This window comes from Flavobacterium aquicola (assembly GCF_003385115.1).
Taxonomy (GTDB): Bacteria; Bacteroidota; Bacteroidia; order Flavobacteriales; family Flavobacteriaceae; genus Flavobacterium; species Flavobacterium aquicola.
In genome coordinates this window covers 328,965-352,839 of record NZ_QUNI01000005.1, presented here as the reverse complement: position 1 = coordinate 352,839, position 23,875 = coordinate 328,965, and the positions used below count along the sequence as shown (strand labels likewise).

General features: G+C 33.9%; 23 protein-coding genes. 7 read left to right on the top strand and 16 right to left on the bottom strand.

Translation table 11 applies throughout. From position 1 onward, the window contains the following. Nucleotides 1-84: 84 nt before the first annotated feature. Nucleotides 85-648 (bottom strand): hypothetical protein, encoded by a 564-nt coding sequence (locus C8P67_RS11195; protein WP_115813258.1) that lies wholly within the window; start codon nucleotides 646-648, stop codon nucleotides 85-87. Between the two features lie 91 nt (nucleotides 649-739). Between C8P67_RS11195 and C8P67_RS11190 the strand changes: the two genes are divergently transcribed. Continuing rightward, a complete protein-coding gene (locus C8P67_RS11190; RefSeq protein ID WP_170141453.1) occupies nucleotides 740-994 on the top strand; it encodes a helix-turn-helix domain-containing protein in 255 nt (84 codons plus the stop codon). Here C8P67_RS11190 and C8P67_RS11185 read toward each other — a convergent pair. The 4 genes from C8P67_RS11185 to C8P67_RS11170 all read right to left on the bottom strand — a co-directional run bounded on the left by C8P67_RS11185 (nucleotide 991) and on the right by C8P67_RS11170 (nucleotide 3,320). Further along, on the bottom strand, nucleotides 991-1,653 hold the full coding sequence (locus tag C8P67_RS11185) for a recombinase family protein (protein WP_115813256.1): 663 nt from the start codon (nucleotides 1,651-1,653) through the stop codon (nucleotides 991-993). The two genes, C8P67_RS11190 and C8P67_RS11185, sit on opposite strands and share 4 nt — an antisense overlap. Before the next feature lie 41 nt (nucleotides 1,654-1,694). After that, nucleotides 1,695-2,159 carry a DUF488 domain-containing protein gene (locus tag C8P67_RS11180; RefSeq protein ID WP_115813255.1) on the bottom strand — a complete coding sequence of 155 codons (465 nt, stop codon included), beginning with the start codon at nucleotides 2,157-2,159 and terminating at the stop codon, nucleotides 1,695-1,697. A 79-nt stretch (nucleotides 2,160-2,238) separates the two neighbouring features. Further along, nucleotides 2,239-2,844, bottom strand: coding sequence for a hypothetical protein (locus C8P67_RS11175; protein ID WP_115813254.1), 606 nt, complete (start codon nucleotides 2,842-2,844; stop codon nucleotides 2,239-2,241). A gap of 332 nt (nucleotides 2,845-3,176) precedes the next feature. Further along, nucleotides 3,177-3,320: a PDDEXK family nuclease gene (locus C8P67_RS11170; RefSeq protein ID WP_115813253.1), complete on the bottom strand. Its 144-nt coding sequence runs from the start codon at nucleotides 3,318-3,320 to the stop codon at nucleotides 3,177-3,179. A 408-nt stretch (nucleotides 3,321-3,728) separates the two neighbouring features. On the opposite strand from C8P67_RS11170, the gene C8P67_RS11165 reads away from it, so the two are divergent. From C8P67_RS11165 to C8P67_RS11150, 5 genes are all read left to right on the top strand, one after another. After that, nucleotides 3,729-5,165, top strand: coding sequence for a circularly permuted type 2 ATP-grasp protein (locus tag C8P67_RS11165; RefSeq protein ID WP_115813252.1), 1,437 nt, complete (start codon nucleotides 3,729-3,731; stop codon nucleotides 5,163-5,165). Nucleotides 5,166-5,194: 29 nt separating this feature from the next. Then, nucleotides 5,195-5,569, top strand: a complete 375-nt coding sequence (locus C8P67_RS11160) for a hypothetical protein (protein WP_115813251.1) — start codon at nucleotides 5,195-5,197, stop codon at nucleotides 5,567-5,569. Between the two features lie 59 nt (nucleotides 5,570-5,628). Continuing rightward, complete coding sequence (locus C8P67_RS22125) at nucleotides 5,629-5,805, top strand: hypothetical protein (protein WP_170141452.1); 177 nt, start codon at nucleotides 5,629-5,631, stop codon at nucleotides 5,803-5,805. Nucleotides 5,806-5,934: 129 nt separating this feature from the next. Next, nucleotides 5,935-6,888, top strand: coding sequence for an alpha-E domain-containing protein (locus C8P67_RS11155; RefSeq protein ID WP_115813250.1), 954 nt, complete (start codon nucleotides 5,935-5,937; stop codon nucleotides 6,886-6,888). A 6-nt stretch (nucleotides 6,889-6,894) separates the two neighbouring features. Next, entirely contained in the window at nucleotides 6,895-7,833 is a 939-nt protein-coding gene (locus tag C8P67_RS11150; protein ID WP_115813249.1) for a transglutaminase family protein, read from the top strand. Between the two features lie 24 nt (nucleotides 7,834-7,857). Here the strand turns inward: C8P67_RS11150 and dinB are convergent, their stop codons facing one another. After that, nucleotides 7,858-8,940 (bottom strand): DNA polymerase IV, encoded by a 1,083-nt coding sequence (gene dinB, locus C8P67_RS11145; protein WP_115813248.1) that lies wholly within the window; start codon nucleotides 8,938-8,940, stop codon nucleotides 7,858-7,860. Nucleotides 8,941-9,122: 182 nt separating this feature from the next. Here dinB and C8P67_RS11140 point away from each other — a divergent pair, with 182 nt between their 5' ends. Further along, a complete protein-coding gene (locus C8P67_RS11140) occupies nucleotides 9,123-9,590 on the top strand; it encodes a CYTH domain-containing protein (RefSeq protein ID WP_115813247.1) in 468 nt (155 codons plus the stop codon). Nucleotides 9,591-9,616: 26 nt separating this feature from the next. Here C8P67_RS11140 and C8P67_RS11135 read toward each other — a convergent pair whose 3' ends face one another. From C8P67_RS11135 to C8P67_RS11090, 10 genes are all read right to left on the bottom strand, one after another. Continuing rightward, on the bottom strand, nucleotides 9,617-10,111 hold the full coding sequence (locus C8P67_RS11135) for a septal ring lytic transglycosylase RlpA family protein (RefSeq protein ID WP_115813246.1): 495 nt from the start codon (nucleotides 10,109-10,111) through the stop codon (nucleotides 9,617-9,619). Nucleotides 10,112-10,189: 78 nt separating this feature from the next. After that, nucleotides 10,190-10,612 (bottom strand): hypothetical protein, encoded by a 423-nt coding sequence (locus tag C8P67_RS11130; RefSeq protein ID WP_115813245.1) that lies wholly within the window; start codon nucleotides 10,610-10,612, stop codon nucleotides 10,190-10,192. 106 nt (nucleotides 10,613-10,718) lie between these two features. Then, nucleotides 10,719-13,508, bottom strand: coding sequence for a TonB-dependent receptor (locus C8P67_RS11125; RefSeq protein ID WP_115813244.1), 2,790 nt, complete (start codon nucleotides 13,506-13,508; stop codon nucleotides 10,719-10,721). A gap of 291 nt (nucleotides 13,509-13,799) precedes the next feature. Then, a complete protein-coding gene (gene pgi / locus C8P67_RS11120) occupies nucleotides 13,800-15,443 on the bottom strand; it encodes a glucose-6-phosphate isomerase (protein WP_115813243.1) in 1,644 nt (547 codons plus the stop codon). A gap of 184 nt (nucleotides 15,444-15,627) precedes the next feature. Next, complete coding sequence (locus C8P67_RS11115; RefSeq protein ID WP_115813242.1) at nucleotides 15,628-16,845, bottom strand: M23 family metallopeptidase; 1,218 nt, start codon at nucleotides 16,843-16,845, stop codon at nucleotides 15,628-15,630. A 17-nt stretch (nucleotides 16,846-16,862) separates the two neighbouring features. Further along, nucleotides 16,863-17,795 carry a tryptophan 2,3-dioxygenase family protein gene (locus C8P67_RS11110; protein ID WP_115813241.1) on the bottom strand — a complete coding sequence of 311 codons (933 nt, stop codon included), beginning with the start codon at nucleotides 17,793-17,795 and terminating at the stop codon, nucleotides 16,863-16,865. Continuing rightward, on the bottom strand, nucleotides 17,792-18,565 hold the full coding sequence (locus C8P67_RS11105) for a DUF3108 domain-containing protein (RefSeq protein WP_115813240.1): 774 nt from the start codon (nucleotides 18,563-18,565) through the stop codon (nucleotides 17,792-17,794). The genes C8P67_RS11110 and C8P67_RS11105 overlap by 4 nt, the downstream gene beginning before the upstream one ends. A 282-nt stretch (nucleotides 18,566-18,847) precedes the next feature. After that, the gene (gene hppD, locus C8P67_RS11100) at nucleotides 18,848-20,008 is read right to left on the bottom strand and encodes a 4-hydroxyphenylpyruvate dioxygenase (RefSeq protein WP_115813239.1); all 1,161 of its coding nucleotides are present in this window, start codon (nucleotides 20,006-20,008) and stop codon (nucleotides 18,848-18,850) included. A 228-nt stretch (nucleotides 20,009-20,236) separates the two neighbouring features. After that, nucleotides 20,237-21,394: a homogentisate 1,2-dioxygenase gene (locus C8P67_RS11095; RefSeq protein WP_115813238.1), complete on the bottom strand. Its 1,158-nt coding sequence runs from the start codon at nucleotides 21,392-21,394 to the stop codon at nucleotides 20,237-20,239. Between the two features lie 273 nt (nucleotides 21,395-21,667). Continuing rightward, nucleotides 21,668-23,863 (bottom strand): patatin-like phospholipase family protein, encoded by a 2,196-nt coding sequence (locus C8P67_RS11090; RefSeq protein ID WP_245980425.1) that lies wholly within the window; start codon nucleotides 23,861-23,863, stop codon nucleotides 21,668-21,670. Between the last annotated feature and the right edge of the window lie 12 nt (nucleotides 23,864-23,875).

Here is a 23,875-nt window from a genome sequence, read left to right as displayed (position 1 = left end):
ACACTTGCTTTTCTTTCCTACTATTAATTTCGTTACTTATTCTCACTTAAAAGCCCATCAAATGCTTGAGACGAAAAAATATTTCTAGTGGCATCCCAAATTCTTCATCTGTTCCTCCAAGAAATTCATTAGATCTAAATTTCTCTCTCCGCTTCTTCCACTAGCTTGTAATCTATCCAAGTTGTCTGCAGTTACATTGAATTCTTCCTGTAAACCAGCACAATCTTTTTCTTTTATCATTTTGTAAACTCTTTCTTTTACTATTGGGTCAAACTTATTCCAAAAATCAGAATTGTCAATTTGAATTTCTTCTTTTTGAAAGTTAACTAGTTTTACTTTTGATTTTACTTCTGATTTTGGAGCTGTACTAAAACTGATTTTAGAAACTTCAGTAGGGTTCTCTTTTTTTCTTTTTGGAAGCTCTTTCATTGTAGCCCCAATTAGTAAAAAGAAAATGGTGTACATTCCATATCTAAAACCCCTATAATTCCAAAATTTTATTTTCTGACTTAGCTCTACAGAAATTGGAGGTAATATTAGAATTCCTAAAATGATTAAAAGAGCACCTGCAATTATTGAACCTTTAATTAAACCTCCTGAACCACTCAGGACAAACAAGATTGCAAATAAGTATTTTATTATTTTCATATTTATTTATTTTAAAATTAGAATGTAAATATATAAAAATGTAGTATTTTAAGGTTACAAAATTTAATGTATTTACATGCAACTTGCATGTATGCGTAGCCTATCTGAAATTGAAATATCACGATTGTCGAATGAAATCCCAAAGCTAGTGGGAGAGCAGATTGTCATATTCAGAAAATTAAAAAACTTAACCCAAACTGAATTAGCAGAAATGGTTGGCAAGGATAGGCAATATCTTTATAAAATAGAGAAAGGTAGGGTAACACCAAATGTTACTACATTAACTATATTAGCTAAAGCACTGAATATATCCCTTTCAGAATTATTTGGGAACATTAAAATTTAATTTTTTGTTCGTTCAAATAATATTTTAGTTTGAACTTGAGTAAATGCCTTTCCTCTCCGTGTGTTGAAGCCTAATCTATTCAATTCTTTAGTAATAAAATAAAAAGATTTCCCCTGTTTTTGAAGTCCATCAATCAAAGCAGTAGCTTTTAGATTATTTTCGTTTTCGATGGCATTCTGCTTTCTTGCTACTAACCCTTTTTGTCTTGCTTCTAAGTTCAAATTTTGAGGAGAGCCAAGTTTTACTCCTTTCCGTTTCAATTCTGCTAATGCATCTTTAGTTCGTTGACTTGTTCGTTCTCGTTCATCCTGTGCAAGAATTGCCATAATACCGATCGTAACAGAATTGGCGTCTGGCATATCACAACACTTAAATTTTACCTGACTATCTCTCAAAGTTAAAATAAATGAAGCGTTACGGCTTAAACGATCAAGTTTGGCAATAAGTAAAGTTGCTCCTTGTTTTTTACATTCTTCAATTGCTTTAATTAGGTTTGGTCTATTGTTATTTTTTCCGCTTTCAATATCCTGAAACTCGGCAAACAATTCATTGCCATAATTTATAAATTTGCTAACTGACGATTTCTGGGCTTCAATACCCAATCCTGAGTTCCCTTGTTTTTGGGTGCTAACCCTATAATATGCTATATATTTTTCCATTACTAAAGTTTTTTAAAGGGATGTTTAGAAAAGGTTACTATTTAGAAAAGCTCATTCAAAAGGCTTCCGTCCTTATCAATATGAAGGATTTCAAAACCTTTATCTTTCAAATAATCACCAATCAAAGCTTTTCGATGGCATTGTAAAGGAGATTGCTCCGCACACATTAAAGCTATTTTAAGACCATCAAGATTGAGATTGACAACTTGTTCAATTCCTTCAATAAAGAAATCTTTGAATTGAATTTTTGAATAATCAACTTCTCCATTTGTATAACAACTCAAATCGGAGGGTTTACCTCCAAGTTCAGTTCCTAAAAAAAGATATTTGATTTCATGATTTATTAAATGTAGTTCCAATTTCTTTGTTCTGAACTCAGGATTGAAACGAGAAAATGGATTTGTTCGAACATCAATTAAAATTTCAATTTCGAATTTCTGAAGTAATTGGATAAAATTTGAAATCTGGCGATTTCCATAACCAATTGTATAAATACTGATAGCCATATATTTCTTGTAAAACTAATGAATAACTGACTTTTGACCCAACATTATACTATGTATTTATGGTTTATTTTGATTTATTTTACTGCTTATTTTCATTCAAATCACTATTTAGCTCGTCTATCTCAGCTTGTATCTCAGCTAGTGATCTTAATCTTAAATTATTACTTGAATCTACTTCCACGCTGACATTAGCAGAACGCCCTCCATACTTCTCAGGGTTAACAATTTTCAATGCAAATTGTATCATTCCTGCATTGGGTAATATCTGTTTAGTGGCAATCGTATGCCTAACCGGAATTAAAATCTCCTGCCCATCTGCACCCTTTTTAATCTTAACATGAGTTTTTATTTCTTTATATTCCCAGCCCTTAATAAGCTTAAGCATCATACTTTCACCTACTTCCTTTAATTCTCCTTTAGCCAAATCTTGTACAATAGCTTGACTAGACTCCCATAGAGTGGCAACTTCGGCAAGACAGTGTACTTTTATCTTATCATTATATGGGCTTTTCCTATAAGTAGACCACCAGTTAGTCCACGTCCTTATTGGTACTTCTGCATTTTCACAACAGCTTTCCAGTGTATATAATCCAGTATCATATAACTCGCATACTTTCTTAACAATCTTTACCATTCCTACCTGAGAATACGTCTTTTGTCTCGCTCGTTTTAGTTTATTTGCCATAATCTACTCAATTAAGTTCTCTTTAGTGTAATACCGTACATACTACTAACATATCTAGGCATCTTTACAAAACTCACCTCTATCCCAATGCATATTTGCTATTGGTTCAAGTATATTATAGGAGGCTATAATCAATGAGAACTTGGGATACATCATTTTTGACTTATTAATCTTGTATGCTGTGAAACATCAATTAGCCCTTTTAAATCGTATATTTTCTTGAGATCTTCAATAAAATGGTTCGAGAAACTACCAGTTAGGGGAGCAAAATCCTAATCAGAAATGGTTAGGATTTTTTTGTTTGTAGTAATGACCACTTTTTAATCTAAATTTTAGAAAAAAACTGTCTTGTTATTTTTTCGATAGCGATAACCTAAGCTCCATAACGCTTTCTCAATCCTTATTTCAGGCTGCGTCCCTATACTTTTACAACACTTATATTTTTTGAACGTTACTTTTAAGTCATAATATTCCATTTGTATAGCTTTTTGATATCCTAAATTACTATCCCCTTCATAAAATACTTTTCAAGATTATTATACATTAACGCAGCATAATTAGAAATTCATTTCTCAACAGAGATAATGAAACTGTCAACAAGCTTCGTATCCTTTATTCAATAAAACTCTTTAAAAGCAAAATCTTATTACTGGCATCCAGAATGTTATCGAAAATTAAAATATTGAAATGCGAAATCAATCAAAAAATTAGGCTAAAAAATTAAAATCTTTAAAAAAATATTGACTAAAAATCAAAATCGCATAAATTGAAAAATAATCATGTAAATGTCAATTTCACCGATAATAATTTAATAACTTAGTCTAAAATATGTCCATATAAGACCCTATTTCGAAAAATTGTTGATTATTTAATATTAGGGAAACATGATGAAACTTATACCGCAATTAAACCCAAAAGGCTGGGACGAAATGTTCTCTAATGAAGGCGTTCGAGATTCATACGCTCAAGTCCTAAATACGTTACAAAATTTAAATCCAGAAAGCCTAAATGACAAACAGATTCAGGCTTCAGATTTATTCATGAATCAGGGAATTACCTTTACGGTTTACAGCGATAACAATCAGGGAATTGAACGAATCTTTCCTTTTGATATCATTCCTAGGATTATTACAAAAGCAGAGTGGAGCGAAGTAGAAACCGGCATTAAACAGCGGTTAAAAGCCCTTAACTTATTTTTGGAGGATGTATACAACGGACAGCAAATTATAAAAGACGGCATAATTCCTGCTTCATTAGTTGCCTCATGCCCCCATTATATACAGGAAGTTCACGGAATAAAAGTCCCTCATAATATCCATGTGCATATCGCCGGAATTGATTTAATACGCGGTGCTAAAGGTGAATTCTATGTTCTGGAAGACAATCTAAGATGCCCAAGTGGCGTGAGCTATATGCTGGAAAACCGAGAAATTACAAAACGTATTTTCCCCGATATGCTTGCAACTAATAAAGTAAACACTGTAGGCAACTATCCAAATATATTTCACAACATATTGATTTCGCTTTCACCGCGCAATGTTTCTAAACCCAATGTAGTACTGCTTACACCAGGTGTTTATAATTCGGCATATTATGAGCATACTTTTTTAGCGAGACAAATGGGTATTCCACTTGTAGAAGGAAGAGATCTTGTAGTAAACAATAATAGGGTCTATATGAAAACGACGTCGGGCTTACAGCAAGTAGATGTTATTTACAGACGTCTAGATGACGATTATCTAGATCCATTGGTTTTCAAACCAGACAGTACACTAGGTGTGCCTGGCCTAATAAGCGCTTACCGTCATGGCACAGTAGCTTTAGTAAACGCTGTTGGTAATGGTGTTGCCGACGACAAAGCTGTTTATGCTTATGTCCCAGATATGATCAAATATTACCTTAACGAAGAACCAATACTTAAAAATGTTCCAACATACCAAATGGAAAATATAGATGAAAGAGAACTAGTATTTGCCGATATGGAAAACATGGTAATTAAAGAAACCAATGGAAGCGGCGGATATGGAATGATTATGGGGAATAAAGCAACCCCAGAAGAACTTGAAAATGGAAAGACAGCCATTCTCGCAAACCCTAGAAATTTTATAGCACAACCTATAATTCAACTAAGCACAGTCCCATGTCTTATTGATGGCCAATTGAAATTACGCCATGTTGATTTAAGGCCCTATGCTTTATGCGGACCCAATGGAGTAGAAATTGTACCTGGAGGACTTACTCGAGTCGCACTAACCGAAGGTTCATTGGTCGTAAACTCTTCTCAAGGAGGAGGAAGTAAAGATACTTGGATCATAAAGTAATTTCATTTTAATTTTTAAAATGAATACAAATGGAAAAGAATAAAACAAATCTCGAAAAAAACGAAAGCACAAAGTTTGCTTTTTTACCTGAAATGGTGATAGAACATTTAAATCATTCAAAACCTACTGAATTTAAACCTAGTTCTACTGAAGAAAAAAATGATGAAAAATCAAGTACAACAATATCACAAAGTATAAGTTTTGATCCTCTGGCAGATCCTTTTGACGGAATAAATATCGAAATAGAACCCAGTAAAAAAAAAACAAAAAAAGCAAAAAAGGCCAAAATAAAATTTACTGAAACTATTACTGTTCCCAAATTGGAAATTACGACAAACACAACATCAGAAAATAAAATCCTTCAATTTGTAAAGAAAATTAAACTCAGCTTTTTTAATTTTTAAAAAGCAATAAACCAAACCAATGTTTCAATATAAATTATAACCAATAAATTTTTATACCTATGAAAACAATCATGACAAGTGGAATTAAAGACGGGATGTTTTTACTCAGCACCGAAACTGCAATCGTTTCAAATCATTTAATAAAAAAAGAAACAGCAATCAAAATGGACTCTCAAGCTCCAATTATAGAATCTATTTTTGAAACTATAGTCGAACCGATTATTTACAAATGTTAGAACAAAGAATTAATATAACCTTATATTTCTTCTGATGCATCCATAGTAGAATCTCGCATCAGAAGAAAATATAATCATTGAGTTTCTAACAATCAAACGCTGTTTATCTAAATTTAAAAACCAATTCAAATGAAAGCAAATATGCTAAGCCGAGTAGCAGACGGAATGTTCTGGCTCAACAGATATATGGAAAGAACAGACGGGATGTTATTAACTCTTAACACAAGCTACATTCTTTCATTTGATAAAGAAACCGATGACTGCCAAGGTTACAAACCTTTATTAAGATACTATACCAATTTGACATACGATCAAATAGAAGAAGTCCAAAACGACACTGCCTTTATTTTGAAATATATCATTTGTGACAGTCAAAATCATAACTCGGTTAAAAATCTGGTTGTAAAAGCACGTGAAAATGCCAGAGGTTCACAGGATAAAATTACCAAAGAACTCTGGGAACATATCAATTCACTCTATCATTATATGAATTCGCCCGAACTTCCCAGAAAGCTGGAAGGCTCCGATGCTCTAAAGGTCGTAAATAAGCTTAACAAAGAACTGCTGCTTTACAATGGTATTTTCCATGTTACAATGCCTAGAGGACTTGGCTGGAGTTTTTCGAGTATTGGTAAACTAATTGAACGATGCCTGCAGACAATATCGATGACTCAGGCTTATTACATTCCGATCAATTATAATCTGGACGGAAACGAGGATGTTATGTACTGGAAAAGGCTCTTGCTCTCCTTATCCGGTTATGAACTGTACCTCAAGAGTTACAGCAACATTAAACATAACAGAAAAATAGTTGAACACGTTATTTTTAATTATGATTTCGCACATTCTGTGATTTTTACATTAGACTTAATCAATAAATATTTGGACTGCCTTGTAAAAGACAGCGAAATAAGCGAAGCCCGAACATTGTATAATCAATTTGGAAGATTAAAAAGTTATATCGTTTATACCGATTACCATCACATGACCAACAAACAATTGGAAGAGGTTTTAGAAACAACAAAAACACAGCTTAATCAATTTTCTGTCGATTTTTCAAAATTATTTTTCTCCTATACTTAGCACCTTATGGCAATATTTAAAATAACACATATCACTAAATATCAATACAGCTTACCCATAAAAGAAAGTATAAACGAAATTCGTTTGTTTCCTCATCATTTTAAGGATCAGGAAGTACTTGATCACCAGCTGCTAATTTCGCACGATCCTGAAATAGAATATTTTCGGGATTATTACGGCAATCGTGTAGCAAACTTCAATAATCTGGCAGCACATAATGAAATGACAATCGAATCCCGGATGACAGTTCGTGTAAATCATTCTCTTAAAATTCCAGAAGCCGAAATTACAACCGCAAAAGATTTACAAGAAGAAAAAAATAATGACATCACATTATTAAGACTCAGTTATCCCGAAACAATAGCAAGACAACAAGATATTGATGCTGTTTTAGCATCCTTTGATGCTGCCAATAATTCAATAATAACTGTTGCACAATTATGCAATGAATATATATTTAACAACTTTACGTACACTAAAGGAATCACCAATATAGAAACTACAATTGATGAAATTCTGGAATTAAAAAAAGGTGTCTGCCAAGATTTTGCTCACGTCTTACTGCAATTTTTAAGAACTGCAGGTATTCCTTCTAGATATGTAAGCGGTTATGTCTGCCCGAACGAAAGCGGACTAAGAGGCGAAGGAGCCACACATGCCTGGGTCGAAATTTACTCTCCAATTCAAGGCTGGCTGGGATTGGATCCAACAAATAATATCTGGACTATGGACAACCACGTAAAATTATCTGTTGGACGAAATTTTTATGACTGCACATTAATCAAAGGTACTTTTAAAGGATTGGCAAGACAGACGCTGTCTGTCAGTGTTTCTATACGATATGAAGATGGACGTCATTTTGAAGAAATGAATGATGTACAGCTCGAAAAAATCCCCCAGGAAATAAATGAGCAGATAAGTTATATCGAACAGCAGCAACAATAGCAATAAAAAAAAATTATAGCTCGGTTAGAAATCAAATTTTAGCTGCACCACAATTGTTTTTTTGATTTCGTTATTCAAGTTACTTAAAGAAATCCCAAGAAGCCGTACCGAGTCTTTCATTTTCTCTTGATATAATAATTCTTTGACGGTTTCCAGAATCAGTGATTTGTCCGAAATAAAATAAGGCATAGATTTACTCCTTGTTTGTTGTGTAAAATCGCTGTATTTTATTTTCAGCGTAATGGTTTTACCAGAAATTTGGTATTTTTTTAAACGGCGTTCCAATTCCTGCGCTATTTTTTCAAGCCTTTCGATCATGAATATTTCAGAAGAAAGATTAACATCAAAAGTATGTTCGGCAGCAACGGATTTAGTAATACGGTTTGACTTTACTTCACTATTGTGAATGCCCCTCACTACATTATAATAGAAACTACCCGACTTACCAAAATGTTTTTCCAAAAATTCAATCGGCTTCAATTTCAAATCCATGCCGGTAAATATTCCTAGCTGAAACATTTTTTCGGCAGTAACTTTTCCTACGCCATAAAATTTCTGAATTGGTAATTGTTCTAAAAAAGCAATGACTTCATCTGGACTAACCGTTTTCTGACCGTTGGGTTTATTGTAATCGCTCGCAATTTTGGCAACAAATTTATTCACCGAAATCCCCGCCGAAGCCGTTAATCCGACTTCATTAAATATTCTTTCCCTTATTTCCTGTGCCAATAAACTGGCACTGGGATTTCCTTTTTTGTTTTTAGTAACATCCAGATAAGCTTCGTCCAGTGAAAGCGGCTCTATCAAATCGGTATAATCAGAGAATATTTTGTGGATTTTTTTGGATATTTCTTTGTATCGGTCAAAACGAGGCCGGACAAAAATGAGTTCTGGACAGTTCTTTTTGGCCAAAAAACCACTTATCGCTGAACGGACTCCAAATTTTCGGGCTTCATAACTAGCCGCCGACACCACTCCCCGATTTTCGGCTCCGCCAACCGCAATAGGCTTTCCACGCAGTTCGGGGTTATCCATTTGCTCCACCGAGGCATAGAAAGCATCCATGTCGATGTGTATGATTTTTCTATATGGAAGCGGTTCGGACATACTGCAAATTTAGACCGTTTTAAAAAAAGGGAACGCCTTTACTGTAAAATAAATGAATATCTTTGACCAACATACTAGCTCAGATGTAAAATCTCTTTTGCATTTGCCTTTTCTTTAAAAAGAAAAAGATATTATGAACAGCTGAATAAATTTTCTTATTCTCATAAAAAATAATCTTCAAAATGCTTGAAATAGAACGAAAATTTTTGGTTACTTCAGAGGCTTTTAAAACAGAGGCTTTTACTCAAAATAGAATAAAACAAGGTTATTTGAGTTCCGTTCGCGAAAGAACAGTCCGTGTGCGAATAAAAGGCAGCAAAGGTTTTTTGACCATAAAAGGAATATCCAGCGAATCCGGTTTGTCCCGTTTTGAATGGGAAAAAGAAATTCCTGTTGATGAAGCCGAAAGTTTATTGCTTTTATGCGAAGCTGGCGTAATTGACAAAACTAGATTTGAGGTTAAAGCTGGTCTTCATATTATTGAAATAGATGAATTCTACGGCGACAATGAAGGTTTGATTATGGCTGAAATTGAACTGCAATATGAAACTCAATCCTTTGAAAAACCAATTTGGTTAGGAGAAGAAGTTACTAATGACAAACGATTTTACAATGCGTATCTAAGTACAAATCCCTTTAAAAATTGGTAATTAAAGCTAATGCTTGAAGCCTAAAATTATTTTTGTAATTCTTCAATTTTAACAATTACAGCTCCGCTGCTTTTATTGGAAGCAATATCCATGAAAGCTTTTTTGCTTAAATCAATTTCTCTCCCACGGGCAAAAGGCCCTCTATCAATTACCTCTACTATTACTGATTTACCATTGGCTTCATTAGTGATTCTAAGCTTGGTTCCAAAAGGAAATTTTCGATGTGCTGCTGTTAACTTTTTATTGTCAAATCGTTTTCCGCTAGCCGTTTTTTTACCATTAAATTTATCATGGTAATAGGAAGCATGGGCATCTTTTTTAAAAAACATAAATTTTCCAGTCTCAACAATTACAGTATCTGGGGCGATAGCAACCGGTTCAACAACTTTTTCAGCAACTTTAGCCGCTTTTTTTACAGTGTCTTTATTAATGGAAAATTTTTTGCTGTTAATAATAGTACTTTGACTGCTTACTATGCCAAGATTGACAAGTAAAAATAAAAGTGTGATTATTTTTTTCATTTAGAGTTTATTAGGTGAAACTTTGATGCGCAAAAAAAATTGGAAAAAAAAAGTCCTTTTCAGGACTTTATAAATGGTTTAAAACCACAAGGACCATGGAATTCTGCTTAAAATAAGCACTAATCCTAAGCCGTAAAATATAGCAAAGCCTTTAAATTTTGACTCGCTTGTAGTTGCTTTTTTATGCTTTGACCAGCCAATTGTAATCAGAGTGACTGCAATTATATTAACCAAAGGATGTTCTAATGAAGTTAATCGCAATGCTTTATCTGACATTTGACCCAAAGAAGCTAATCCCAGCGGAGATACAAAATACAAAATTAAACCAAACATTAATTGAACGTGTGTTCCAATTAATCCAAACAAAGCTATTTTCCTGTCTTTTGGAGTAAATTCTTTTTTGGAAGACATTCCTATTATGGCATTAACGACCGCTATAACAAGAACTAACAATGCAATATAAGCCCATCCAGAGTGTGCTTTTTGTAGAATGTTGTACATAAAAAAAATTTTAATTTAAACAAATATAACAAAAAAGGGCATAAAAAAACGGCATTTAACTAAAAGTCAATGCCGTTTTTTGATATTTATTTAGATTCTAAATATATTAGAAATCGTAACGTAAACTAAAGTTCCAAGTTCTTCCAAATCCGAAGAAAACCTGATTTGCATCCGCAACTCCATCGTATGTTCTTCCTGCTGATGCATAAGTTGGCCCTGAAGTACCTGAAATAAAATCATCTGCAAAGATGTTAGATCTTGACTCAGCAATATAAACTTCGTCTAAAACATTATTCACATTTATTCTAAAATTTACTGATTTATTCTTTTTAGCACCTACAAGCATTTTATAAGAGAATCCAGCATCTAACAATCCGTAAGAAGGCAGTTCTAAAGATCCTTTATTATTCTCCTTCGTAAATTTGTCAGGAGAAATTGCAGCATATAAATTGTCATTAAAATTATAATTAGCATCAAAAGTAACTCTTTCTAACACCTCATAAGAAGCTCCCAAAGAAGCTGTGATTTGAGCAGCATCACCTACTTTAACTTTATCTAAGTATAAAAGAGCTTTACTCAATTCTTCGTTGGCATTATTATACAATGTTGAATTTGCATTCCCACTATACTCCCAGTTTCCATAAGAGAACATTCCATTAACTCTGAATTTATCAGTAACTTTAACATTACCTTCAAACTCAACCCCCATGTGAGTCTCACCTAAACCTGTATAATCATAATATCCACCAGGATTTGCACCCGTGTTAGGATCATTTGTTCTTAAATTTCTATCATCCCAAGTAGTGTAATATAAATTCACATTGGCAGTAAAAATTCCAGAACGGAAACCATAACCACCTTCAACACTCATGATTTTCTCATTTACCAAATATGGATTGACTATAGAAGCATTTGAAGGATATACTGCGTTAAAAAATGGCTGTTTTGAATAATATCCACCATTAACAAAAACATTATGCTGTTCATTAATATTATAGTTTACTCCTCCTTTTACGTTGCCTCCAAGGATATTTTCATAATCTGTGGAAGAAAGCGGATCAGTAGTTTTATATTTAAAATAATCTACTCTTTTGAAACCTTGTTGAGAAACAGCACCTTGAATAAATGCAGTCAAATTATCTTTTGAATACTCTAATTGAGTAAATGCTCCATACCAGTTTACATTCCCATCATTGTTAAAATTGATTTTATCTCCTTCTTTTGCATTTGCAAAAGGATTTCCAGAAGGTTTAGTTGTATAAGTATTGGTTAAAACTCTATTTGGATTATTAACATCTGTATTGTCAAAATACACATCTGCACCCAATAGGTTATTTAAATTTTGATAATGGATACCAGTGTAAGTTCTTCCATCAAGTCCTATATCCCAAGTTAAATTTTCAGTAAATTTTTTATTGAAATTAATTACAGCTCCATACCAATCATGAGAGTTGATTGATGAAATTTGAGAAATACCAGAGGTCGTATTGTAAACATAATTACCGGAGGTACCACTTCTACCAGTACTTGAACTGTTTTGATAATTACCGTTAATTTCGGTTCTTGTTGTATTCGCTCCATCAGCAAAAACAGTTGCTTGTCCAGAGTTATATGCTTGAATCTTATCAAAATCTACCAAACCATCAACTGTTCTAAAAACATCTGAAGTATAGGTCTGTCCTCTAACTCCTCCTGCTCCTCTAGCTCCACCACCACGGCCCCATGATCCGTAGACAACAGTAGATAATTTAGAAGTCTCATTAATATTATAATCCCAGTTTATAGATCCAACCGGCTTGTGGTAGAAGTTTCTAATCATATTGAATGCTTTACCATTCAAATACCCCCAATCTGAGTTGTATCTAGTATTTGGATCTTCTTTAGAACCATATTTTTGATACTGAGCGATTGTAATACTAGAGTTTCTTTGATCATGCCATTGTGGCGCACCTGTAAAAGTAAATTGAAAATCGTGTTTATTATTTTTAGTAGTATAACCCAATGCTATAAAATAATTATCTCCCACAAACTCGGTTCCATCTACGTAGCCGTCACCTTGAGTATGACTATATAAAACAGAAGCCGAAAGACCATTTTCTAATTTACCTGTAGAATAAGATACTTGTGTTTTTAGGTAATTAGCATTTCCAAATGAAGAACCAATAGAACCACCCTCTTGTCGGTCAGAGCTTTTGGTCAATATATTAACTGTACCACCAACAGATGCTATTGCTAATTTTGAAGAACCTAAACCTCTTTGCACCTGCATCGCTGAAGTAACATCAGACAAACCTGCCCAGTTACTCCAATAAACAGAACTATTTTCCATATCATTAACAGGAACTCCGTTTATCATAACAGCAATGTTATTTTGGTTGAATCCACGAATAGTAATTCTTGAATCTCCAAATCCTCCCCCTCCTTTGACAGCATAGACTGAAGGTGTATTTTTTAAAATCTCAGGGAATTCCTGAGTTCCTAATTTTGCTTGAATTTCAGATGCTTTGATAGTCGAAACAGCAACTGGAGTTTTTCTATCTTTTGCAATATCTACAACAGATGATTTAACCACTATTTCGCTCAATTCATTAGAATTGGATACCAAAGTGATGTTTCCTAAATTAGCAGTTCCGTTTGAAATTGTAAAATCAACAGTTTGGCTAGCATAACCAATATACGAAATAATCAATTGCCCAGAGTTCGTATTCGAATCAATAGCAAATTTACCATCAAAACCTGTTGAAGCACTAGCTGATGTACCTGCAATAGCAACATTTGCACCAGGTAATGTACTTTGTCCATCTGTAATAGTACCTGTAATTTTCCCTTGCGAAAATACAGTAGATACCACCAAAAACAGTAATCCAGAGAGTAACCAATTTTTCATTGTTTTCATTCTTGTTAGTTTAGTTATTTTTGGCAAAATTATAACATTTAAACGAACTAATGTTAAGAAAACTTTAATAAAATACACTTTAAAGCATAGTTTGTGTGAAAAAAGCTATTTTGAAAATATATTGTTAATCTATTATTGATTAAGTTATTTTTATCCCTAAATAATCCGAATTTAATATCACATGATTATTTTATAAAAATATATTTTTCTTACAATCAACCTTTTATTAATCCAAAAAAAAGCCCTGATTGTTATTCAGAGCTTTTATTATTTGTTAAATCAAAAATTGATTTATTTGTTTTCTAGAAAATGATTCAATAAAAATTTAGTAGAACTATCATGATTTTTAACTTCCTTAGAATTAATTTCGTCCAATATTGAATTGGCTAACTGCTTCCCAAGTTCAACTCCCCATTGGTCAAAACTAAAAATATTCCATATAAAACCCTGCACGAAAATTTTGTGTTCATACATTGCAATCAGCGAACCTAAAGATTTCGGAGTCAGCTTCTGAATCAAAATTGTATTCGTTGGTTTATTTCCTGCAAATACTTTGAACGGTAAAAGAGCACTTGCTTTTTCGGCGCTTAATCCTTGCTTATCAAATTCTGCCTGCACCGCTTCTGAAGATTTTCCGTTCATCAAAGCTTCTGTCTGCGCAAAAAAGTTTGACATTAATTTGTCATGATGATTGTCATCTCCATATAATGGTTTTACAAATCCAATAAAATCAGTTGGAATCAATTTAGTTCCTTGGTGAATTAACTGAAAAAAAGCATGCTGTGCATTTGTACCCGGCTCTCCCCAAATGATAGTTCCTGTTTCATAATTTACAGGCTTCCCGTCACGGCCTACACTTTTACCATTACTTTCCATAGTTCCCTGCTGTAAATAAGGAGCCAGTTTCTGTAAATATTGTGTATAAGGAATTAAGGCTTCACTTTCGGCACCAAAGAAATTATTATACCAAACGCTAAGTAATGCTATTGTTACTGGTATATTTTTGTCAAAATCAGCTGTTTTGAAATGCTCGTCCATTTCATTAGCTCCAGCTAACAAATCATTAAAATTGTCAAAACCAACTGCTAGACTTATTGAAAGACCTACTGCACTCCATAAAGAGAAACGTCCTCCAACCCAATCCCACATCGGGAATACGTTTTCTGGATTGATTCCGAATTCAGTTACTTTTTGAATATTAGTTGAAACTGCCACAAAGTGCTTAGCAACATCTTCCTGCTTCGCTGATTTTAAAAACCAAGCTTTGATAGTTTCAGAATTAGTTAATGTCTCCTGAGTTGTAAAAGTTTTCGAAACAATTACAAATAAGGTAGTTTCAGGATTTAACTTTTTGATGATTTCATTAACGTGGTCTCCATCAACATTGGATGCAAAATGTACGTTTAAATGATTTTTATAGTATTGCAAAGCTTCAACAGCCATAACTGGTCCCAAATCAGAACCTCCAATACCTATATTAACAACATCAGTAAATGCTTTTCCTGTATAACCAGTTCTTTGTCCTGAAGTAACTTCGTTAGTAAACAATTTTACCTTATTCTTCACTTCATATACTTCCGGCATCACATTCACACCATCTACATTAATTACAGCAGATGCTGGAGCTCTCAAAGCAGTATGTAAAACAGCTCTGCCTTCAGTTTGATTAATGATTGCTCCGCCAAAATAATCAGCAATAGCACTTTTTAAACCTGTTTCATCTGCTAATTCAAGCAGCAAATCAATTGTTTCCTGGCTTATTCTGTTTTTAGAGTAATCAACTAAAAAATCATTCCATTTCAAATGAAACTTTTCGGTTCTTGATGAGTCAGCTTGAAACATTGCTGTCATTGAAGCCTTTTGTATTTCAGTATAGTGTGCCTGAAGTTTTTTCCAAGCAGAAGTTTCGGTTGGGTTTATTGTATTTAAAGCCATTTTGTTCTTTGTTTTTATGTTGTGCAAATTTACTGAATAAAGTTTGAATGGACTAAAATCAGGCAATTATATAACAATAAAATATTAAAGAATATGATAAATTAACTTAGTTTAAATAAGTCTAAATTTGAGTTTAATCATATTATTTCAACGATAATCAAAGCAAACCAAAATATTTATTCAATTATAGATTAGAGACACTATCCAATTCAAATTTGAGAGGCTCAATTTTCTTTAAAAACCGATCCTTATTTTTCGAATTCATAGGTTCTCCATTAGGTAATTTCAGTCGTAATGCATCGACTTGAACTCCATTTTTCCAAAAACGATAGCATACATGCGGTCCTGTCGCCAAACCTGTACTTCCTACCAAACCAATAGTCTGTCCTTGGGTTACATGCTGTCCGCGTCTTACTAATATCCTGGACATGTGTAAATATTGAGTCGAGTATACTTTGTTGTGTTTTACTTTTACAAAGTTTCCATTTCCTGCAGTGTAACCCGTCTGTTCTACAGTTCCTGCAGCTGTTGTAGAGATAGGTGTTCCATATGGCGCCGCATAATCTGTTCCTTTATGCGCTTTCCAGATTTGCTGTACAGGATGAAAACGATTGGAACTAAAATGAGAAGTAATGTGGCTAAATTTAATTGGCGTTTTAAGAAAGAAATTCTTCAGTGTTTTTCCGTCTTCATCATAATAATCAACGCTTCCTGAACCTTGATTTTGTTCGAATGGAAAAGCATAAATAATTTTGCCTTTGTATTCAAAAAAAGCAGCCTGAAGACTGTCAACACCGTCATAAATAGAATCATTTATATAACGCTCTGTGAAAGTCAAACCAAAACGATCTCCTTTTTTAACTTTAAAGAAATCAATAGACCATGCAAAAATCTTAGAAATTTTACTGGCCAATGCTCCCTCAACTTGTGCCGCATCAAGTGTTTCTGATAATGATCCTTTTAAAACACCGCCAATAGTTCTGCGTTTTAATGTTAAAGGTTTTGTTTTTTTAAAAGCTTTTGCAATTGAATCCCTTAAATCAATTACATAATAATGAAGTGCATCGGGCTGATAGATAAAAACATTCAAGGTATTTGTTTTATTCTTAGAACGCAGCAGTGTATACTTTTTATTAATTCTAATGGTACGCACATCAAAAGTATCCTTTACCTGAGCTACAATATCAAAGACTTTTTTATCACCAATATTTTGATTCTGAAGAATACTGCCGAAAGTATCTCCAGATTTCACTGAATCCTGAACAATATTAAAATCAGAGAATTTAAATCCAAAATCACTTTTTTTAGATTTTGGAATCACCTGACTTTCTACAATTTCCTTATCTTTATTACAAGAAATTAAGGAAAAAAGGACTGCTACAATTACAATTATTTTTTTCAAGTTATCTCTTTTTATCTTTAGTTTTCTACACCCCAATTAGCAAGTTCTTCCTCACTCCAAAGCTCAGGAAAAAAAATCCTCCTTTGGTATCTAGGGTGCATGTATTTTTTCCAGTCGCTTCCGCCGGTAGCTTCACCGTCTCCTTTACCATTATCAATATATTTTCTGGCAGCATTCAAATGTCCCATAACCCAAGTAACATTTACTGTATGGTCATAATGGCGCATCGCCTTAACTAATTCGGGATTTTCACGATCAGCATCAGGCAGCTGCTTAAATTTCTGCCAAAGATTTATTGTGTTGTATTCTTTCATTTGAGTTATAAATGCCGCTTTGTATTTACGCTCAAATTCTAAAAGTAAATAAGACTTCTCGCCAGTTTGATGATCCTTTCCTGCTGCCTGCCAATACATATGATCCAAGGCGTGCTCATAAGGCGTATTTCGGTCAATAGTAGAACGAAAACGGTAATCGATAAGATTAATTAAATCCGTAGAAGCAATCTCTATCATTCTGTATTGCGCACTTTGGAAACCGCTTGCAGGAGTCAGCGTGTTTCTAAACTTCATGTATTGCTCTACCTCCATTCCATCACCCATAATATCAAAAGAAGTGGTAAGCATATCAAAGTATCGGCTGATTCTCATTAACCTTTCAGTAAAAAAATCTGATGTCAATTTTTCAGCATAGGAAATCTGATGCATTTCCCAAAGTATCATTTTAAAAAGCAGTTCATTGACTTGATGGTACATAATAAACACCATTTCATCGGGCAGTGTTGTTCTCTGAATCTGCAAATTCAGTAAAGCATCTGTCTGTATATAATCCCAATATGTTATTGGTTTTGACCAAAGCAATCCTTCAAGATGGGTTTCCGTTTTTTGATTAATCTGTTGGAATTTTTGATCAATTTTGTCTAAAATTGATGCTGTGGTATCATTTATTGTCATTTTGCTTTTAATTTAAACGGATTATTCAATCCTTTGTATTCCTCTAAATCTGCTTTGAGAGACCCAACCAAAAGTGTTGCTTTTATTCTGACGGGGATTTTATTATTGTCGTCTGAAATCCATATTGTTAAACTTTCCTGTTCCTTAAATATACGGCCAGACTGTACCAAAGGCCTAAAAATCATGGTTGAAACGACTCCAAATTTAGTTTTAATATCTTCTCTACCTATGAATTTTAACTTAAATTTTGTAATCTCTCCGTCAAAAAACATGTCGATAATAACGGATTCTCCAGCTTTAATTTTATTGATATTGGGATAATTGCGCAGATAATAAAATGAAGAAAGAATATCCTGTGCGTTTTTGGGAAAATCGAAAGCCTTTTCTGTTTTGTGCTTATAATCTTTTACCAATATTCTGTTAGTTCTCTGGTTAAAAAATCCTTCCTGATTTTTAGTATAGCCTCCCTCATTGATTTTTCGAACAAAACGATACGGATTTCTGGTTTCTTTATCTATATAACTTTCATAAATATCCTCGACTTCAAAAAAGAATTTGGTCATACCCGTGGAAAAGCCTTTTCCTATTACATGAAAAACTGGCTCATTATTCAGTGTTTCGTCCTTAACTTCGATAGTTGCATAACCAGCATTTATTATACCATAGTGAACTCTAAACTTTATAAATTCACCTGCAGCAAAAGCTTCCTCCTTTTGTGTATCGAAACCTAAAGTAATAATTACTAGAAAGAAAATTACAATTTTTTTCATTGGATTCGATATATTATAAAAAAATAAATCTCAAATGTATTAAAACAAAAAAACTCAGTCAAATTAATGACTGAGTTTTTATGCTATTAACTAACCAAAAAACTATAAATTATGAAAATTTATATGAAACTTAGAAGGAAACCACCCCTTCGTTGTTTACAGGTGCAAAGTTATTGCATAAATCGAATTATTTTCAACAAAAAATCAAGTTTAACACAACATTTGCACCTTTAAGGGTTCTTTAACTATTATTTTTTTTGATAATGCAAAAATAATTGAATTTTATAGAGTTCCTCGTAATTCCTGTTCACGCTCTATGGATTCAAAAAGCGCTTTAAAGTTCCCAGCACCAAATCCTTTGGCTCCCATTCGCTGAATAATTTCAAAAAACAAGGTAGGACGGTCTTGAACTGGTTTAGTAAAAATCTGCAATAAATAACCATCTTCATCGGCATCTACCATAATCGCCAGTTTTTCTATTTCATTCAAATCTTCTTTCATCATACTCATATGTACGCCCAATCTCTCCGGAATGGCTTCATAGTAAGCGTGAGGAGGGGATGATAAAAATTCCACTCCTCTCGCTTTCAACTCCGAAACTGTTTTTATAATATCGTCTGTAGCGATTGCTATGTGCTGAATCCCTGGTCCTCCGTAGAAATCCAAGTATTCTTCGATTTGCGATTTTTTCTTTCCTTCGGCAGGCTCGTTGATTGGGAATTTGATTCTTCCGTTGCCATTGGACATTACTTTACTCATCAAAGCCGAATATTCGGTATTGATTTGTTTGTCATCAAATGACAGGAAGTTTACAAACCCCATCACTTCTTCATAAAATTTCACCCAGATATTCATTTCGTTCCAGCCCACATTTCCTACCATGTGGTCTATATATTTAAGACCCGTTGGTTCTGGATTGTAATCAGATTTCCATTCCTTGTATCCTGGCAGGAAAACACCTTTGTAATTTTTACGTTCTACAAAAATATGTACCGTTTCTCCATAAGTATAGATTCCTGAACGCACTACTTCGCCAAACTCATCCTGTTCTACTGTTGGCTCCATAAAAGAACGGGCACCGCGTTTCATGGTTTCTTCGTATGCGCTTCGGGCATCTTCTACCCAGAGAGCGGCTACTTTTACGCCATCGCCGTGCTTTTTCAAATGATCATGAATTGGAGAATCCTGTGTTAAAGGAGTTGTCAAAACAATTCGGATCTTGTCTTGTTTTAAAACATACGATGCTTTGTCTTTTACTCCTGTTTCCAGCCCGGAATACGCCAATGACTGATAACCAAAAGCGGTTTTATAATAATGTGCAGATTGTTTTGCGTTCCCAACGTAGAATTCTACATAATCGGTTCCTAAAAGCGGAAGGAAATCCTGCGCTCCTTCGAATATTTTCTCTAATCCGTATTCCACTGATTTTATTTCTTTTGACATGATTGTTTATTTGTTTAATCGGTTAATTGTTTCTGTGTTTAACCGAAAATGTTGTTGATTGAACTGAAGCCCTAGCCCTGATAGTAGTGGAAATCCTCCCGATTTTTCTTCGGGAGATTGCAACGGATAGCAGGAAATAGCTCCTAATTATTTATTAAATGTGATGTGTTTTATATTGATATACTAAATGTGACATACTGAGTGAGATTGCTTCGTTCCTCGCAATGACTACTCCGCCCACGATTTATAGTACTTCCCATCATCAATTCCCATTGCTTCCTCGGTTACCATAAGCGGATGAAAAGTATCGACCATTACAGCTAATTCCTGAGTTTCTTTGTGTCCGATACTTCGCTCCATTGCACCGGGTGCGGGTCCATGAGGAATTCCTTTTGGGTGCAAAGTAATGTGTCCTTGTTCGATATTATTTCGGCTCATGAAATCGCCGTCTACATAATACAAAACCTCATCGCTGTCAATATTGCTGTGATTATAAGGCGCCGGAATCGCTTTTGGATGGTAATCGTATAATCTTGGCACGAATGAACAAACCACAAAAGTTCCTGTTTCGAATGTTTGATGAACAGGTGGCGGCTGATGCACACGTCCAGTTATAGGCTCGAAGTTGTGAATACTGAAACCGTATGGAAAATTATAACCGTCCCAGCCTGCAACATCAAAAGGATGCGAGGCATAAACCACTTCGTGCATCATTCCTTCCTTTTTTATTTTGATGATAAAATCTCCTTTTTCATCATGAGATTCTAATTCGTTTGGTAAAATAAAATCGCGTTCGCAAAAAGGTGAATGTTCCAAATGCTGTCCTGATGCATTCTTGTAACGCTTTGGCGTGTAAAACGGAGAATAGGACTCTACATAAAATAAGCGGTTTTCTTCTGAGTCAAATTCTATTTGGTAAATAATCCCGCGCGGAATAATCAGATAATCTCCATATTCAAAAGGAATATTTCCAAGCATGGTGCGGAGTTTTCCTTTGCCTTTGTGAATGAAAATCATTTCGTCGGCATCGGCGTTTTTATAGAAATACGCGGTTAGAGATTTTCTAGGCGCAGCCAATCCAATGATACAGTCTCTGTTGACCAGCATGGGTTTACGGCTGGCCAAAAAATCATCTTCGGGTTTTAGTTCGAAACCTTTTAATAATAGTGATTTTATATTTTTTCCAATAGCTATTTTGGGTTCGACTGAATATGATTTTAGAATTTCCTTGACCTGAGTAGGTCTGTGAATATGATATGACAATGAAGAATTGCCATGAAAACCCTCTGTCCCAAAAAGCTGTTCATAATACAGTCCTCCTTTTGGATTTTCAAATTGGGTGTGCCGTTTGGGAGGGATATTTCCAAGTTTATGATATATTGGCATGATTTTTCAAATTAGAAATTAAACGATATAAAAATTTGAAAATTAGATAATGCCTTAATTTGAAAATTAAAGCTATTTTGAAATCACTGAACAACAAATGAAACTATCAAAAATCAGTTCCATACAGTATTTTCAAATTATCTAATGATCCATTATCTAATTTGAACTCACTCCGGATTTCTCTTGATCAAGAATTGAAGATATTCTAATAAACCCTTCCAATTTGTTTTCATAATTACAAATGTCGTAATTTTTTTTAATAAAAAATATAAATCAAAAAATAAATCCAACAGAAAACCAAAGATAAGAATGGGAGATTTCCGGTGACCATGAATATTTTATCTCAACTGGTCCAATAACAGTTTCCAATCCATAGCCCAAAGCATATCCTGAATATTTGGGCAATGAAATCCATTCTAATGAATTGTATAGATCATCAGCAAGATTGGCATAATTAGCAGAAAAATTAAGGTGACTCTTTTTAAAAATTTCATAGTCGAATGTGATTGTCGATTCCAGATAACTATTACCGGAAATACTTAAGAAATCATATCCATAAAAATACTTAAAATTATTAGAATTGTTAAATCCATATCCTCCCAAAAGAAAATCAAAATAAGGCAGGGTTTTATCTCCAATAGTTATTCCCGACTCAGCCTGGAACTTTATAGTTGCATTATTAAAAATTGTCTTAGCAATACCAGCTTCGCTGTTTACAATAAAAAAGGGTGCAAAATTCTGTTCACTCTCTGATGAAAACATATAAAACTGCGGATTCGCAGAAAAGTACCATCCTTTTTTAGGAAAGTATTTATTATCATAAGAGTCATATTTGATGTACCCAAAAACACTGCCATAAGTACTTTTTGTGATGGTTGGGTCTACCTCAAGCGTCTCTGATCCAATATCAAGAAATTCAAACTCTGCTCCTACACCAATAAGGAATTTTTGAGCAAATACAGATTGAATGTATACCTGATTGGACAAATTTAAATAATCAATATTTATATTATTAGATCCCTGAGTATTATAGGTTATTACACTAACAGGGACATTTTTATTAAATTGGGTCAGCTGTGATTTGAACCCATAGCTCAGCTGAAATCCATTGTCAATATAGTAATCAAAATAATACCTTATATTATCACCCAAAACCAAGTCGGCGGATAAAAAATCATTTTTAAAAAACGTTTTTTTATTGGTAATATTGGCAAGGACAGCACTCTTATACAAGCCATCATAGTGAAGGCCAAATTTTAAGTTTGTCTTTACGGGGCTTTCGGTTAAGGTAAGCACCAAATCATCATAGGCTCCATTTTTATCAAAATAATAACTTACGTTACTAAAATTCTGAGTGGCATTCAGGTTATTAATTCCTGTTTCTAAATCTCCGAAACTTATTTTAGACTTGGGCTTAAAATTCAGTTTCCCGATTATATAATCTCTGGAATAATTTTTAAGATCATTCGTTTTAATATCAACAATAGTCAAGCTGTCCGTTTTAACTATTAATTTAGGCTTGTGATAAGGATTTGCTTTGTCTACCAAAAGATCAATTTTTTCATAAACAGAAAAAGTAGCGTCCTCCCCTTTTTTGATAATTTCGGCCGCTCTCTCAAAAGATACTACTCCATAACTTTTTACATCTGGCTTTATATAAATTTCTGTCAGATTTGCATTGGATTTCATCCTTTGAATCATCTGCAGATTGGTAATCTGAAAGAAAACTTTTGAGGCGCTTCTAAGCTCGTCTTTACCCAATAATCCCGATTGGACATCTACTCCTATGATAATATCGGCACCCATATTCCGAACCTCATCTATAGGATAATTATTAATCACACCGCCATCAATAATTAGGTTATTATCAATGATTATAGGTGCAAAGATAGAAGGCAGAGATGCACTGCCTGTTATGGCCTGAGCCAAAATTCCTTTATCAAAAACCACCTGCTCTCCCATAGCAATATTGGTCCCAACGCATAAAAAAGGGATAGGCAGTTCGCTAAAATCGCGAACATGGCGGGCAGGAAATGTCAAACGGCTCAGTAAATTGAAATTATACATTCCTTTTGACAATGCCTCGGGCGTACCAATACTAAATTTATTAAATGGAAGTATCAAAGCATAGAGCTCGTCATTTCGCTTTTCATAAAAATTCTTGGAAGACCGCGGAATAAAATCATTAATAACATTACTAAAATTTGTAATATCTATAATAGAATCAATTTGTTTTGCATTATATCCCACAGCATAAAGTCCTCCTATAACTGCGCCCATACTGGTACCGCCGATGTAGTCAATTTTTATTCCTGCATCTTCCAGTACATTCAAAACCCCTATATGTGCAAATCCTTTGGCTCCACCTCCGCTCAACACCAAACCTATTTTAGGTCTTTTTGGCTGGTCTTGCGAAAATGAATTCAGACAGGTAAAAAACAAAAGAATAAAAAACAGTATTCTATACATAAGGGGGCAAAT